This is a genomic window from Pseudoalteromonas sp. 10-33, from assembly GCF_001469195.1.
Classification (GTDB): domain Bacteria; phylum Pseudomonadota; class Gammaproteobacteria; order Enterobacterales; family Alteromonadaceae; genus Pseudoalteromonas.
In genome coordinates this window covers 1-15663 of the sequence record NZ_LOFI01000013.1, presented here as the reverse complement: position 1 = coordinate 15663, position 15663 = coordinate 1, and the positions used below count along the sequence as shown (strand labels likewise).

Sequence of the window (15663 nt, the reverse complement as noted above, 5' to 3'; positions counted from 1 at the left end):
TTATGTACGATACAAAAAAGGTAAGCCGTAATGGCTTACCTTTTTTTATTACAAGGTTTATTATCCCTTATTATGTTTTTCACGAGCTTGCTCAATTTCATCAGCAATTTCTTGCGCTTTTTGCTTCGTTTTTTCTGTTAATTCACCTGCGGCTTCTTTACTTTTTATCCATGCATCAATAGCAATTTCTTTACCATCGTCGTACATGTCTAAGCCCATTGCTTTACTTTCTTGCAGCAGTTCGTTTAGTGACTCATCATTTTTAAGATCGTTTGTTGTTTCTTTTACTTCATTCCATGCATCACCCAATTGCTCTTGCATTTGAGCGGTTTTTTCTTTTGTTTCTTCTTTTACTTCTTTGGCATCTTCACAACCCGTTAAAGTTATTAAAGTGCCTAATAATGCTAAACCTGCTAATTTGTTCATGTGTTATCTCCTCAAGAGATTAATAATTGATTTAAAGGAACTATACACTAATGAAAATGAACGCCCCCGTAACAAAGCGGTTAAAATTTAAATTAATGGACGAGCATGATTGGCATAAACTGTATGAACTTGATAAAGACCCTGCCGTTATGCAATTTTTAACACGCGGGGTTCCTACCTCAAAAGAGCAAATTAAAGAGGAAGGTATACCGCGTATGCTTGCTTATCGAAATGAGCAAACAGGGTGGGGGCTTTGGTCAATAACAATTAAAGACACGAATATGTTTATTGGCTGGATTCTACTGAGGCCTATGAATTTTTTTAGTGATTCACCAAACTTTAGTGATATTGAAATTGGTTGGCGCTTTAAACAAGCTAGTTGGGGACATGGATACGCTACTGAAGCGGCTAAGGCACTGTGTGGAGAGTTAGCAAAACAGTCTAGTGTAAAAAAAATTAGCGCCAGTGCTCTGGCTGATAATATCGGTTCTATAAAAGTAATGGAAAAGCTTGGACTGTTGTTTATTAAAACTTACACACATACCGATGAACATGGTGAGCTACCTGCTGTTCTTTATTCCAAGCGTTTAAGGTAAGACTAAAATCTGAATGCGCAACGATTGACCTAGCCATTAAAGCTATGCATAAATAAGCGTGAGGTTATGCTGTTAGATATTTTTAAGATGTTTACTTTTTAATTAATTTTTCAATAACACCAATATTAAAACAATAATTTAAGGATGTTGTATGGGCTTATTTTTCTCGCCAAACAAGTTAGTGATAACTAGCGTAGTTATGCTGCAATTTAGTGCATTTAATGTAGCGGCTAAGCAGGTTGCGCAAAGTGCTGTCGCTATGCCTGACTCGTTCAGTGCAGATGCGGCTAAAAACATATTAGAGCAAGGTGGTAACGCAGTAGATGCAGCTATAGCTGCACAATTTGTACTAGCTGTGACGCTTCCCGAAGCGGGTAACATTGGTGGCGGCGGTTTTATGCTCATCCAAAAAGATGGCAAAAGTGATTTTATTGATTACCGAGAAACTGCCCCAAGTGCTGCACATCGTGATATGTATTTAGATGAACAAGGTAATGTGATCCCCAATAAATCAATTTATGGCATCCATGCAAGCGGTGTACCCGGGAGTGTTGCGGGTATGTGGTTAGCACATAAAAAACATGGCACGGTTGACTGGGAAACGCTAGTGCAACCCGCAGTTACTTTGGCTGAGAAGGGGTTTGTTGTGCCACCAAAGCTAGCGCAAGGAGCTAGTAATTATATCAGCTATTTAAACGAGCAAAAAATAAACGTTAACTTCGAAAAGTATTTTGCAGGTTTACAAGCCAATGAAATATTTAAGCAACCCGACCTAGCAAAAACCTTAATGCGAATTCGTGATAATGGCCAAGCAGGATTTTATGAAGGCGAAACAGCTAATATTATTGAAAAGTTCATGCGCCAGCATGGGGGAATCATAACTAAGGCTGATTTAAAAAATTATACGGCTAAATCACGCACACCATTAAAAGCACGTTGGAACAGCTATGAAGTACTTACTTCGCCGCCGCCTAGTTCTGGTGGCATTGCAATTTTACAATGGCTTAAAATGTATGAGCTAAAAAAACCAGTTAACGACATAGCTCATAACTCAACACCCTACGTACATTTACTTTCTGAAATAGGTAAACGCGTGTTTGCCGACCGAGCGGAGTATTTAGGTGATCCTGACTTTTTTAATGTGCCGGTAAATGCATTAGTTGATGAACCGTATTTGCAAACACGTAGCAGCGGTATTTCGTTGGCAGCCATTACTACAACCGAAACAATAAAGCCTGGGTTAAAAGAAAGCGAACAAACCACACATTTTTCTATTATTGATAAAATGGGTAATGCTGTTGCAAATACTACGACCATAAACTTAGGGTTTGGCAGCGGTGTAGTGGTTGACGGCGCTGGCTTTATTTTAAATGATGAAATGGATGACTTTAGTGCTAAACCTGGTGTTATGAATGTGTTTGGTGCTATTGGCGGCAAAGCCAATGAAATACAGCCACACAAACGTATGCTTAGCTCTATGACGCCTACTATTTTATTAAAAGACAACACGGTACAAATGGTCACAGGCTCACCCGGTGGTACAACTATTATTAGCTCGGTTTATCAGTCAATTTTAAATGCTATTGAGTTTGATATGAGTGCAGAGCAAGTCGTTAATTCACCTCGTTTTCATCATCAGCTTTGGCCTAAAAACGTTGTACGTGCTCATGTAGGGTTGAATGATGAAGTAAAACTAGAACTTCAAAAAATGGGTTACACAATTGACGAGCGCCACTTTGGTGACTTGCATGTAATTATCAATAAAAACGGGCAATTAGACGCAGCGTCTGAAAGTTCAGGAAGAGGTAAATCAATCGTTTTTTAATAGATAAAAGGTAGATACAAAAAACCGCTTAGCATGGACTAAGCGGTTTTTTATTTACTGGGGTTTAAAGCCAACGAATTGCGTTAGTTACTCGCTCGTTATAAGTATCAAGCGGTGCACCTACACTGGCTACTAAAATAGTATCGGCTTGGGTTCCGCGATTAATTTGCCCTTCAAATCGCTCGTCTTGGAAATGGTCGTTACCCAAGCCAAACGATTTATTTTCAGAAGGAACAATAAATACTGTCATCGGCCCAAAGTCCGATTCAAAAATTAAGTGTAAGCCTCTTTCACCTTTAAAATCACAAAACATAGCGTAAGTTATATCACCTGGTAGCTCGTCTATGTAGCCACCTAATACAGCCAGCTTATCATTCACACTTTGCAGGCTAATAGGAGATTTTTTATCAAGCGCATTTATTTCGTAGTAAACATGTGCGAGTGCATGTTCGCCTGCTTCGTGACCAATATGTTGCTCTGAGCTAAAAAAGAATGCACTCACAGCCACCATAAATGATGCGGCTAAAGCAAGGTGCACACGATCAAACTTAAACCGAGATTTAGCATCAACCACATTGGTACCAGCAGCTTGTTCTTCCTGCAACGCCTTTTCTTTTAACGAGGTATTTAAAATAATACGGTCGGCTAAATTATCAGGTACAGGTATATCGAGTGCATCTTGGATATGCTTATCAAAATCTTTCATTTCATTAATAAAATTCTGTCGTTCAGGATTGCTTTGGGCAAACTCCTGAAGTTCTTTGTCAATATCGTTTGGCTGCGCAATAGTGCGGCGACGAAACTCAAGTTCATCCATTACTTTGATGCCCCTTTAAGTTGTTCATCATCACGGCTTAAAGCCTCTTTAAGTTGGTTTCTGGCACGGTATAGACGCGTCATAACCGTGTTTTTATTTAAATCGAGAATGTCGGCAATTTCCTCGCCAGTACACCCCATTACAACTTGTAGCAATAGTGGCTCTCTGTATTCATCAGATAATAATCCAATTTGTCGTTGAATAACGGTTTGCTCCATTTCATCATCAAGCGAATGGCTGGTTTCATCAACCAACGTGTCGTTTTCTACATCGCTGTAGTCAAACTGTTTGCGTTCAAATCGGCGCGCATTCTCTCGTCGCAAAATAGTAAGTAACCATGGTTTTGCGGCTTTTTGATCAAGTAATGAGTCAAGTGAGCGCCAAGCACGCAAGAATGTCTCTTGTACTAAATCATCTGCTATGTGCGGGTCACGGCATAACCAATAAGCAAAGCGATAAAGCTCCTTATTGTAAACGTGGACCAAGGCTTCATAACGTTTTTGTTTCTCTGCCATATCGATTAAGACCTGATTGTTTGACTTTTTATTTCCCAACATAAGCACTTTTTACTACTTTATTTTTATTTAATTAAAAAAGACTCACCTTTAACTTCACTTTAGTTATAAAGGTCTTTTAATACAGTTGGTTGTAATTTTGATGACTGAGTTTGCTCGCTCTCAAGTATTTTTATAATAGCACCAAGATCGCTATTTGTAGCCTTATTACCATACAGTTGTGCTTGTAATTGAATAATTGCATTGTTTAGCTGCGGGTTATTTATACTTTGGCATAACTTATCAATTGCCCCTGTCTCTTCGCGTGTGACTTGTATTGCATAATGAGTAAGCTCGTTATAAAACGCTTTAATATCGCCAGTTTTATGTACTTTTATCAACTTTTTTAAGCTGGGTTGATTAAGTGAAGTAGGTGACGGCTGCACATTTTCAACTGTATTAATATTAGAACGGTTAAACCAATAAAAAATTACAGTAATGATCCATAAAACATAACCCAGTATTGCAACACCAATAAGCCACAACGGAGATTGGTTTATAACCGTTGCTGTTTGTGCCATAGGTTTACCAGCACTATTACTTTCGGTATTAGCTTCATCCAAAGGTAAGTCGTTCATATTTTGTGGTGCATTAATTGGTGTGTTAACACTGCTACTATTTGGAGTAACAGTTATTGTTCGCTCTGCAATGGTCGCATAACTAATACGGTTTATTTTTGTATTAAACCACGGCAATTTTATTTCGGGTAATGTATATGTTCCAGGTTTTTGTGGAAGTAATGCGTAAGATGCGGTTTGTTGCGATACTACACGCCCATTACGAACAGCGTTGTTGTTTTCTTTTTGATCCGGGTAACTACGAATTCCCTCGATGGTAGGCATTGTTATATCAGGAAGTTGCTCTTTGGTTACCCCTAAAGCCGTGAGTGTAATTGTGCGTGTTATGGGAGTGCCTACTTCTACGGTGCTATCGTTAGGTTGCCATTCTTCATCTAGGTTCACCAGTTCGCTGGGTAGCCAAGCCCCTTTGTAGTCGCTTGGAATAGGTTTAATTTCTATTTCTAGATCGTCGCCAAGTGCTGATACTTCTAACTGACGATAATTTTGTTGAACTCGGCCCTGAAATACCGGAGCTGCAATAGTATACGCACCACTTTTTTGGGGCTGAATTAAATACTCTCGGGTAATAACCAGGTATCGTTTTCCGTCGACTAATTCATAACTTTCTGTTTGTTTACCTAATTGTGTTAGCTGTGCATCTTCCATGCTGGGTGTACTTAAACTGCCATCAAGTAGCTCTTTAGCTAAGTACAGTTTTAACGTGTAAACGCCTGCTTCTTGGACGTATAGCGAGCTGCTAGAAAGTGATGTTTTTACAAAAATATCGTTATTTTTGTCTGCGTTTACAGCCCGTTTGGCGACAGTTAAATCAATGGGTTCAGAGCTAAGCCCAGCAACACTAAACGAGGGGATTGTATACTGCCCCTCAGTGCGGGTCATTAACTTAACGCTCCAAGTGGTTTGTTTATTAATGCTGCCGTTTATGATATTTGTGCGGGTACTTAAACTTGTGGGGCCGACTACAAAGTCTTTTAACAATACAGATGTATCGGGTTGTTCACCATTAACGGTATCGTTTACTGAAATGTTAAGCATAAAAAACTCACCCGCTAATACTGGGTTTTTATCTACGCTTGCTTCGAGTTTTGTCGCTGCGAATGACGGCATCGCGCATAGTAGCAATAAACAGCAAAATAATCGCATTACCATGATTTTTCTACTCCTGTAGGGCGGCGTTGATATTGTCTTTTTTGGGCTTCGAGTTGCATTTTATTCCGTAATAAAATTGCCGGATCGTCCGGTACTTTTCTGAGTAATTGATTAAGCTGCTGCGCTTTTTCTTTTTCTTCGTTTGTCAGTTCACTTGCTTGGGCTTGCATAGCCTGTTGTTGCGCTTTTTGCTTTTGCTCATCGCTGACTGGTTGCTCGCTCATTGCCTGCGGTTTTGGCTGGTCAGACTGTTCAGCATTATTACTTTCGCTTTGCTTATTTTGTGGCTGTGCTTGCATATCAGGTTTATTTTGCTCTTGAGATTGCTCACCTGTTTGACCTTGCTGATCTTCAGAGGGTTCAGACTCCTGCTCAGACTTTTCGTTTGCATCGCTTTGGCTTTGCTTTTCACCTTTTTGAGAGTTGTTTTGGTTGTTATTTTGTTGCTCTTGCTCAGATTGATCGTTATTTGGTTGTTGGTTTTGATCGCCTTTTTGCTGATTTTCTTGGTCTTGGGATTCATCACCACTTTGTTCCTGTTGATTTTGTTGATTTAACAACTGCTCAACTAAGGTCTGATTATCTGCGGCTTGGCTAAAATCACTTCGTAGCGTTTGAGCTTGTTTATAGGCGTTTATGGCCTCTTCTAGTTGGCCAGCTTTGGCAAGTGCATTGCCGTAGTTGTAATAACCTGTGGCTGACTTATCCTGACTAAATGCATCCAGTGCAGCATTAAAGTTGCCTTGCTTGTATAACGCTGCGCCTTTTAATTGGTTTGATTGCGCATTAGCGGCTTTGTCGTATTCTTCATTGTTGTATGCGGTGAGTGCACGTTGGTCTGTATTTTTTAATATTGTAGGGAGCTCAAATGCATAAGCGTTTTGCTGTGGTAAAAAGGCAAGCAATAAAACTCCCCCTAAAAAGGCAGAGCGCCTAAATAAATACAAACCAAATGGTAATAAAAGTAAAAGCCCGTAAATACCCGCATCAATACGCCATAGCGCGTGGCTTTGCGTCTCATCTTTAATTAACTCGCTGTTAGCCATTGGCGAAAACGTATTTATGTCGCTATTACTTGGTTGATAGCGCGCAAATTTACCACCGCTGCGGGTGGCCAAACTTTTTAGTTGTGAAATATTCATAGTCGGGATGACAATTTGACCGTATCTATCTTTTAAAAAACCGCCTTCAGGTAATTTAATAGGTGCACCTTGCTCAGAACCTACCCCAAAAATATTGAGTCTAAACGTTGTGTTACTTATAAAGCGTGTGACATCCGTTTGTTCTTCTTGCTCTATGCCGTCGGTTATTAAAATAATATCGCCATCAATATAGCCTGCTTGAGTTAATAGCTCTTTTGCCATATCAAGGCCTGCTAGCACGTTAGATCCTTTGTCGGGCATTATGTCAGGGCTCAGGCTGGGTATTAAATTACTGAGTGTTGTGGCGTCGTTGGTTAGCGGCGATATAGTATAGGCCGTGCCCGCATATGCGACTAAGGCGGTGTCGCCTTCTTTAAATAGCTCAATCATATCAAGGGATTTATAGCGCGCTTGTGTTAAACGATTTGGTGAAATATCAGTGCTGTACATTGAATACGACATGTCAATGACAATGACACGTGCACTTTTACTTTGAAAAACGGGCACGTGTTTTTTTTCAAAACTGGGGCCTGCACTAAATAAAACCCCTAAAGTGCAAAACACAGCTACAAGCCAAAGCGGTTGGCTGGTTTTGATGTCCGTATCAGTCATAACAAATTGCGCTAAATGAGGGGCAATTAATTGCTCGCTTGTGGTTTTTTTGTGCTTAATTAACGCCACAAAAAACAGCCCAATTGCCGGTATAAGTAGCCATAAAATGGCAGGACGAATAAATTCAAAATCCATCAACTTGGCTCCTTTAATGTGCGCAGTGTATTTAGCATTACGTTTATACTAATTAAAAAAATAGCGATGAGTAATGGGTAATAAAATAATGAGCTTTGCGGTCGAAAGGTTTTTTCATCAGCACTAATGGGTTCAAGTTTATCAAGCTCAGCGTAAATCTGTTTGAGGCCCGCTACATCTTTTGCTCTAAAATAAAGCCCCCCGGTATCGTCGGCGATATTTTTTAGCAGGCGTTCATCTAAATTACTCCCGCCTGAGCCGCCCATATTAAATAGGCTAAATCCACGTGGGTTATCAGAGCCAACACCTATGGTATACACTTTAATACCTTCTTCGCGCGCTAGAAGTAGGGCGTCGTCAGGGTCTAAGTTACCCGCAGTATTTTGACCGTCGGTTAATAGCACGACGATTCGGTTGCTGTCTTCTTTACTTGCAAAACGTTTAACCGATAAACCAAGTGCATCGCCAATAGCTGTAGCGCGGCCAACTAAACCTATTTGTGCTTCGTTAAGCATTTTGGTTACCGTTTTTAAATCGCGTGTCAGAGGGGTTTGTAAAAAAGCGGTATCGCCAAATAAAATAAGTCCGAGCCTATCGCCAGTCCGCTGCTCTATAAAATCACTAAGTACTGCCTTTACCATGGTTAAGCGATCAACGTATTGACCATTGTAAGCCATATCTTGTTCGGTCATTGATCCAGATAAATCCACCGCAAGCATGATATCTCGCCCTTCATTTGGTAATAAAATTGGCTCATCTAGCCATGTTGGGTTTGCTGCTGCGCTGACAAGTAATAGCCAAAGTAGCCATTCAAATATAGATAAACGGCGTGATTGAGGTGCTGAATTTGGGTTATTTAAGGCATGCTTAGCAAAGCCCGGAATACGCAGGCGCGTATTGCTATTGCTCGCTATTGGTTTTAGTAATAAAAGCGACAAAGGTAATGGAATTAATAAAAATAGCCACGGCCAACTAAATTCAAACATGTAGTGGCTCCTTTACTTTAAAGCATTTGATTGCTTGGCTAAATTTTTTACTTAATGCTAAATCGCTGTTATCACTGCTGTATAGGCTTAAAATTTCTTGCTCGGTAAAAGTCAGCCCACTGAGTGTGTTTAGCGTTTCACACCATTGCTTTGTAGGCTGCGCGGCAAGGTGTTTACCGTAATATTCAACTACTAGGCGTTTTAAAATAATATGTAACTGCTGAGGGCTCTGCTCATTTTGACTCAATAAAACAGCATAGCGTTTTGCTTCTTTATATTGATACGCTTTGTAAATTGCATAAACTGCACTCAATAGCGCAATAAAAAGTAGAGCAATGATCACCCACCATGTTGGGGCAAGTGGCCACCAGTCAACGTGGTTTGGTGCTATTACATCGTGCAGGCCCTCAAGAGGATTGGTTTGCATGGTTTATTTTCTCACTAGCTGCAGCTCAAGTGGGTCGGCTGCATTGAATGATATTAAATTAAGACCCGATTTAGTTAAGCGAGTAAGGCGCGTATTAAAAGCATCTTCTGCATTTTTGGCAAACTGCGCCCTAAATGTATTATCCATAAGCGGTAAGGCAAAGTTTTGGCCGTTCGCATTAACCGTTACTGTGTTTTTAAAAGCGGGTAATTGATGTTCAAATGGGTCGCTAATATGGCACCCTATGAGCTCACAATGACGGCTAAGTATTTCAAGCTGTTTAAAGCTTGCGTCATCTAAGGCGCTGAAGTCAGAGACTAAATACACTAAACTCCCAGGCTTTGCCAAATGATTAAGGCGCTTTAGGTTATCACTAAAGTTATTGCTGGCTTTAGCATCAATATTTGTAAGGGCTTGCTGATGGTTTGCGCATAAGTTGTGGCAAAGCTTTAATACTGCTTTTTCTCGCGCACTCGGCTTAAGTTCTAGGTGTGCATGCTGATTGAATACAATACCGCCAATTCTGTCGCCACGCTGGCACGCAGACCAAGCAACTAATGCACTAATGTGCGCAGCTTGCACTGACTTAAGCAGTAGCTTTGAGCCAAATAGCATAGAGTTTGAAAAATCGGTAAATACAAAAACTGGGCGTTCTTTTTCTTCTTGAAAAAGTTTTGTATGGGTTTCGCCTGTACGCGCTGTAACTCGCCAGTCAATTGAGCGTATATCGTCACCTTGCTGGTAATGACGTACTTCGGCAAACTCCATACCACGGCCTTTGTGCGGTGCAAGGTATTGCCCCGCTAAAGTATTTTTAATCTTTACCTTAGGGGCAAGCTCAAGCAGTTGCGCTTTGGCTTTGTAATACATTAGCTCTTTTAGTGCTAAATTAACACCGTGGCTATGGCTTTGTTTAAGCCATGCCTGAGGGTCTAATTGTTTTTGCATAAATTACGGTACAGCTACCAGTTCAACAATTCGGCTAATGACCTGATCTTTAGTAATGCCATCGGCCTGTGCCTCGTAACTCAAAATAATACGGTGACGTAATACATTATGAACAACGGCTTGTATGTCATCAGGGGCTACAAAGTCACGGCCCTGTAACCACGCATGAGCACGTGCACATTTATCTAGCGCAATAGTTGCACGAGGGCTTGCGCCAAATTCAATCCAGCGGCCCAATTGCTCATCTAGTTTAGCGCCTTCTCGCGTTGCAATAATAAGTTGAACTAAATACTGCTCAAGTGGCTCGGCTAAGTACAAACCTAAAATTGCTTGGCGGGCAGTAAATAATTCGCTTTGGCTAATTTTTTGTAAAACAGCTTGCTGCTCTTTTAATGCTTCGCCTCGCGTTAAGCGTAAAATGTCAAGCTCGTGCTCGGCGCCCGGATAACCAATACTCAAATGTAATAAAAAGCGGTCAAGCTGTGCTTCAGGTAGCGGGTAGGTGCCTTCTTGCTCTAGCGGGTTTTGAGTTGCCATAACCATAAATAAGTCGCTAAGTGGGTACGTGTTTTTACCTACCGTTACTTGGCGCTCTGCCATGGCTTCTAGTAGTGCTGACTGTACTTTTGCTGGGGCGCGGTTAATTTCATCAGCCAAAATAAGGTTATGAAAAAGTGGGCCTTTTTCAAATACAAACTCGCTTGTTTGTTGGCGGTAAATATCAGTACCTGTAACATCCGCAGGTAATAAATCGGGTGTAAACTGGACACGTTGGAACGAACCTTCAATACCTTTTGCAAGCGCATTTACGGCGCGTGTTTTTGCAAGCCCTGGTGGGCCCTCAACTAATAAATGGCCGTCAGCTAAAATAGCAATAAGTAATGCTTGAGTAAGCTCTGGCTGGCCAATGATTTGTGTATCTAAGTACGTTTTTAATTGTGAAAATGCGTTAGCTGCCATAATAAGTGGACTGTCCTCGTCAGCTGGGTTAGTACCTAAATGGGTTAGGTTGCAAATACTGACCTATTTATAAGGTTTATAATTAGGTAACTCAAGAGTTAGACTGTATTTTTTAAAATAGTTCGTTATTTTTTAACGGTTTTTAGCGTACCACAAATCTTTGTAAATGCGTTTAAAAAAGCCTATTGTGCTATATGTAAAGTTGACTACTTTGTATAAATTTCAGTTTATCTATTGGCTTTAGCACACGGGTTGTTTAGAATCGAGGAAAACAAACAGGTCAGACCTGTCAGCGGGAGAGCATAAATGTCTGAGCAAAACATACTAAAAACACCAAAGGGTGATCGTATTGCCATAGTAAGTGGCCTTCGTACACCGTTTGCAAAACAAGCAACAGCATTCCACCACGTACCAGCACTTGATATGGGTAAATTAGTGGTTAACGAAATGCTTGAGCGATTAAATTTCGACAAATCAGAAATCGATCAACTTGTATTTGGTCAAGTAGTACAAATGCCAGAAGCGCCGAATATTGCGCGTGAAATTGTACTGGGTACAGGCATGCCAGTTGGTGTTGATGCTTATTCAGTGTCACGTGCATGTGCTACCAGCTTTCAGGCAATTGCTAACGTAGCTGAGTCTATTATGGCGGGCTCTGTAAGTGTAGGTATTGCCGGTGGTGCTGATTCATCGTCTGTATTACCTATTGGCGTAAGTAAAAAATTGGCAGGTAGTTTAGTTGATTTAAACAAGGCGCGTACTTTAGGCCAACGCTTACAAATTTTTTCAAAGTTACGTTTAAAAGACTTAATGCCAGTACCGCCTGCAGTTGCAGAGTACTCAACTGGTCTTTCAATGGGTCAAACGGCTGAGCAAATGGCTAAAACACATAACATTAGCCGTGAAGATCAAGATGCATTAGCACATCGTTCACACACGCTTGCAACGCAAGCCTGGGCTGATGGCAAGCTTAAAGATGAAGTAATGACGGCTCATTTACCACCGTATAAAAGCTTTATTGAAGAAGATAACAATATTCGTAAAAACTCTACTGTTGAAGGTTACGCAAAGCTAAAACCTGTATTTGACCGTCAACATGGCTCGGTTACAGCTGCTAATGCAACACCGCTAACAGATGGCGCAGCTGCGGTATTAATGATGAACGAAAGTAAAGCGCGCGCGCTTGGTTACGAAATTTTAGGTTACGTTCGCAGCTTTGCTTTTTCTGCTATTGGTGTAGAGCAAGACATGCTAATGGGTCCTGCGCATTCAACGCCTATCGCACTAGACAGAGCCGGTATTACGCTTGCTGATTTAGATTTAATTGAAATGCATGAAGCATTTGCATCGCAAGCCCTTGCGAACATGAAAATGTTTGCCTCAGACAAGTTTGCGCAAGAAAAACTAGGTCGTAGCAAAGCAATTGGCGAAATTAACATGGACAAGTTTAACGTGAATGGCGGCTCACTGGCATATGGTCATCCATTTGCAGCAACAGGTGCTCGCTTAATCACACAAAGCTTAAACGAGCTTAAACGTCGTGGTGGCGGTTTAGCATTAACAACAGCGTGTGCTGCTGGTGGTTTAGGTGCAGCCTTTGTATTGGAGAGCGCGTAATGACAGATTCAGTTTTTAATTTAGCGGTAGACGAAAACAAAATTGCCGTTGTAACTATCGATGTGCCGGGTGAAAAAATGAACACCCTGCGCGACTCGTTTGCAGACGATTTAAAAGCGTTATTAGCACTAGCACAAGAGCATGCTGTTAAAGGCATGGTTTTTATTAGCGGCAAGAGTGATAACTTTATTGCAGGCGCTGACGTGAAAATGCTTGATAGCGTAGAAAAACGTGAAGATGCGCTTGCCATCAGTGAGCTGTGTCATCAAGCTTTTTTTGATATGAAAAAACTACCTTATACCACGGTAAGTGCCATTCATGGTGCGGCGCTTGGTGGTGGTTTAGAGTTTGCATTAGCGTGTGATTACCGTGTCGGTACAGATAGCGATTTGACGAAAATTGGCTTGCCTGAAGTTCAACTAGGTTTATTACCTGGTGGCGGTGGTACGCAGCGTTTAACAAAAATCGTGGGCATTCAAAAAGCACTTGAGTGGATGCTAACTGGTAAGCAAATACGTCCTAAGCAGGCTAAAAAAGCAGGCGTATTGGATGAGTGTGTACCGCATAGCGTACTTTTAAAAGTGGCAAAAGAATTTGCTGCCAAGAAAAAGCCACAAGCTAAAGAGCCAAAGCTCGATAAAGTAAGCAAGTTATTAGAGTCAAACCCATTTGGTCGTAACTTTATCTTTAAAAAAGCGAAAGAAAACGTCTTGAAAAAGACGGGCGGGCACTATCCAGCGCCATTAGCTATTATTAAAGCGGTACGTGCAAGCGTAGAACTTGATGAGCTAAAAGCTTACAAAACAGAAGCTGAGGGTTTTGCAACACTTGTAATGAGTGAGCAATCTAAAGCGCTTCGTGGCTTATTTTTTGCTACCACAGAAATGAAAAAAGAGTGGCGCAACGACGATGCACCCGCAATCACCAAAACGGCAGTATTAGGTGGTGGCTTGATGGGCGCGGGTATTGCCCACGTCAGTGCTGTAAAAGCGAAGCTGCCTGTTCGTATTAAAGATGTAGCAGAGCAAGGCATTAGCAATGCAATGAACTACACCTACAAAATTCTTGATAAGCGCCTTAAGCGCCGCATTATGTCTAAAGCAGATATGCAGTTAACAATGAACCGTATTACCGGTACAACTGACTACAGTGGCTTTAAACACATTGATTTAGTTATTGAAGCGGTATTTGAAGACTTAGTACTTAAGCAAGGTATGGTTGCGGACGTAGAACAGCAATGCCAAGAGAATACAATTTTTGCGAGTAATACGTCATCGTTGCCTATTTCTCAGATTGCGGCAAATGCTACACGTCCTGAAAACGTAATTGGCTTGCATTATTTCTCTCCAGTAGAAAAAATGCCACTGGTTGAAATTATTCCGCACGAAGGCACGTCTCAAGAGACAATCGCACGTGTTGTTAATTTTGCGCGTAAGCAGGGTAAAACGCCAATTGTTGTTAAAGATATGGCTGGTTTTTACGTAAACCGCATACTTGCACCTTACTTAAATGAAGCGGCTAACTTAATGCTTGCTGGTGAGCCAATTGAAAAAATTGATGCAGCCCTTGTAGAGTTTGGTTTCCCAGTAGGTCCGCTTGCATTACTTGACGAAGTAGGTATTGATATTGGCTCTAAGATCGCACCTATTCTTGAAAAAGAATTGGGAGAGCGCTTTAAAGGACCTAATGCCTTTTCACGTATGATTGATTCAAAACGCCTTGGTCGTAAAACGGGTCGTGGTTTTTATGATTACGAGAAAAAAGGCAAAAAGGTTGATGAGTCAGTATACGAGCTACTAGATGTAACACCAAATTCACGTTTAAACAAAAGTGAAATTGCACAGCGTTGTGTAGCGCAAATGCTAAATGAAGCTGCACGTTGTTTAGACGAGGGCATTATTGCAAGCCCACGTGATGGTGACATTGGTGCTATTTTTGGTATTGGCTTCCCACCATTCCTAGGTGGTCCATTTAGCTACATGGACAAACTCGGTGCGAGTAAAGTAAGTTCGGATATGTCTACGCTTGCCAATAGCAACGCTATATTTACACCGTGTGAGTCGCTAGTATCAATGGCTGCGTCAGGTGAAACGTTTTATGGCCAAAAGCCAACACAAAACGAAACCGTTGCTGAAGTAGTAAAGCTAGAAACATTAGAGCCAGAAGCAGACGAGGTATCTGAAGAGCAATCAGACGTTGCTAAAGATGATACTAAATAACGTTTAACACGTATTAAAAAACCGCATTTATGAAGTGACCCCCAATAGTTGGACAATCCAATTACTGGGGGTCTTTTTATGTCCAAGTACAAAAGAATATTTAAGTTAAAGCTCGCACAACTTGCTGAGCAGGAAAACTCTGAAGCATTAAGTAGAAAGTACAATATTAGCGCTCGGCTTATTCGTTATTGGTTTCAGGTCTACCTGCTTAATGGGTCAAAGAGTTTTATCCATAAACAGTTACCTTATTCAGGCGGGTTCAAAATTCATGTGCTCGAGACGATGGAAATTAATGATTGGTCTTTGGGTTATACTAGCGCCTATTTCGACTTATCATCCCCAGGTATTTTATTTCAATGGCAAAAGCTTTATGCTCACGGGGGTATAACCCGACTAAAACCAAAGAAAAAAGGTAGGCCTCGCGTGACGAATCATTCTTCAACTCCTAAACCATCAGCAGACATGTCTGAAAAAGAGCTCAGGGAAGAATTGGATTATCTACGTGCAGAGAACGCAGTCTTAAAAAAGTTAGAAGCCTTGGCTCAGGCCAGAAAGAAAAAAGCAAAGACAAAACGATAGTTGTCGAAGAGCTCAAGGCAAAATACAGCTTACAACACTTATTAAAGGTCACAGGGCTTCCCAAGAGTGTGTATTATTACCATCGTAATA

At 41.0% G+C, this 15663-nt stretch carries 14 protein-coding genes; 5 read left to right on the top strand and 9 right to left on the bottom strand.

Features of this window, described 5'->3' with window-relative positions:
* Nucleotides 1–60 precede the first annotated feature (60 nt).
* Nucleotides 61–426: a hypothetical protein gene (locus tag ATS76_RS10015; protein ID WP_058552034.1), complete on the bottom strand. Its 366-nt coding sequence runs from the start codon at nucleotides 424–426 to the stop codon at nucleotides 61–63.
* Between the two features lie 50 nt (nucleotides 427–476).
* Between ATS76_RS10015 and ATS76_RS10010 the strand changes: the two genes are divergently transcribed.
* On the top strand, nucleotides 477–1022 hold the full coding sequence (locus ATS76_RS10010) for a GNAT family N-acetyltransferase (RefSeq protein ID WP_058552033.1): 546 nt from the start codon (nucleotides 477–479) through the stop codon (nucleotides 1020–1022).
* A gap of 151 nt (nucleotides 1023–1173) precedes the next feature.
* Nucleotides 1174–2847, top strand: coding sequence for a gamma-glutamyltransferase (gene ggt / locus ATS76_RS10005; RefSeq protein WP_058552032.1), 1674 nt, complete (start codon nucleotides 1174–1176; stop codon nucleotides 2845–2847).
* A gap of 64 nt (nucleotides 2848–2911) precedes the next feature.
* On the opposite strand, the gene ATS76_RS10000 is transcribed toward ggt, so the two are convergent.
* From ATS76_RS10000 to ATS76_RS09965, 8 genes are read right to left on the bottom strand one after another with little or no spacing between them, the layout of a single operon-like run.
* Nucleotides 2912–3664: a DUF3379 family protein gene (locus ATS76_RS10000; protein ID WP_058552031.1), complete on the bottom strand. Its 753-nt coding sequence runs from the start codon at nucleotides 3662–3664 to the stop codon at nucleotides 2912–2914.
* Nucleotides 3664–4221, bottom strand: coding sequence for a sigma-70 family RNA polymerase sigma factor (locus tag ATS76_RS09995; protein ID WP_021032391.1), 558 nt, complete (start codon nucleotides 4219–4221; stop codon nucleotides 3664–3666). Before ATS76_RS09995 ends, ATS76_RS10000 begins: the two co-directional genes overlap by 1 nt.
* Nucleotides 4222–4280: 59 nt before the next feature.
* Nucleotides 4281–5948, bottom strand: a complete 1668-nt coding sequence (locus ATS76_RS09990; protein WP_058552030.1) for a BatD family protein — start codon at nucleotides 5946–5948, stop codon at nucleotides 4281–4283.
* Nucleotides 5942–7837, bottom strand: a complete 1896-nt coding sequence (locus ATS76_RS09985; RefSeq protein ID WP_058552029.1) for a VWA domain-containing protein — start codon at nucleotides 7835–7837, stop codon at nucleotides 5942–5944. Before ATS76_RS09985 ends, ATS76_RS09990 begins: the two co-directional genes overlap by 7 nt.
* A complete protein-coding gene (locus ATS76_RS09980) occupies nucleotides 7837–8823 on the bottom strand; it encodes a vWA domain-containing protein (RefSeq protein ID WP_058552028.1) in 987 nt (328 codons plus the stop codon). Before ATS76_RS09980 ends, ATS76_RS09985 begins: the two co-directional genes overlap by 1 nt.
* A complete protein-coding gene (locus ATS76_RS09975; RefSeq protein ID WP_058552027.1) occupies nucleotides 8816–9250 on the bottom strand; it encodes a DUF4381 domain-containing protein in 435 nt (144 codons plus the stop codon). The genes ATS76_RS09980 and ATS76_RS09975 overlap by 8 nt, the downstream gene beginning before the upstream one ends.
* A 3-nt stretch (nucleotides 9251–9253) precedes the next feature.
* Complete coding sequence (locus ATS76_RS09970; protein WP_058552026.1) at nucleotides 9254–10198, bottom strand: DUF58 domain-containing protein; 945 nt, start codon at nucleotides 10196–10198, stop codon at nucleotides 9254–9256.
* A gap of 3 nt (nucleotides 10199–10201) precedes the next feature.
* Entirely contained in the window at nucleotides 10202–11158 is a 957-nt protein-coding gene (locus tag ATS76_RS09965; protein WP_058552025.1) for an AAA family ATPase, read from the bottom strand.
* Between the two features lie 306 nt (nucleotides 11159–11464).
* Between ATS76_RS09965 and fadI the strand changes: the two genes are divergently transcribed.
* From fadI to ATS76_RS09950, 3 genes are all read left to right on the top strand, one after another.
* The gene (gene fadI, locus ATS76_RS09960; RefSeq protein ID WP_058403425.1) at nucleotides 11465–12775 is read left to right on the top strand and encodes an acetyl-CoA C-acyltransferase FadI; all 1311 of its coding nucleotides are present in this window, start codon (nucleotides 11465–11467) and stop codon (nucleotides 12773–12775) included.
* Nucleotides 12775–14994: a fatty acid oxidation complex subunit alpha FadJ gene (fadJ, locus tag ATS76_RS09955; protein WP_058552024.1), complete on the top strand. Its 2220-nt coding sequence runs from the start codon at nucleotides 12775–12777 to the stop codon at nucleotides 14992–14994. The genes fadI and fadJ overlap by 1 nt, the downstream gene beginning before the upstream one ends.
* Nucleotides 14995–15072: 78 nt before the next feature.
* Nucleotides 15073–15573 carry a transposase gene (locus ATS76_RS09950; RefSeq protein ID WP_058552002.1) on the top strand — a complete coding sequence of 167 codons (501 nt, stop codon included), beginning with the start codon at nucleotides 15073–15075 and terminating at the stop codon, nucleotides 15571–15573.
* Nucleotides 15574–15663: the final 90 nt, after the last annotated feature.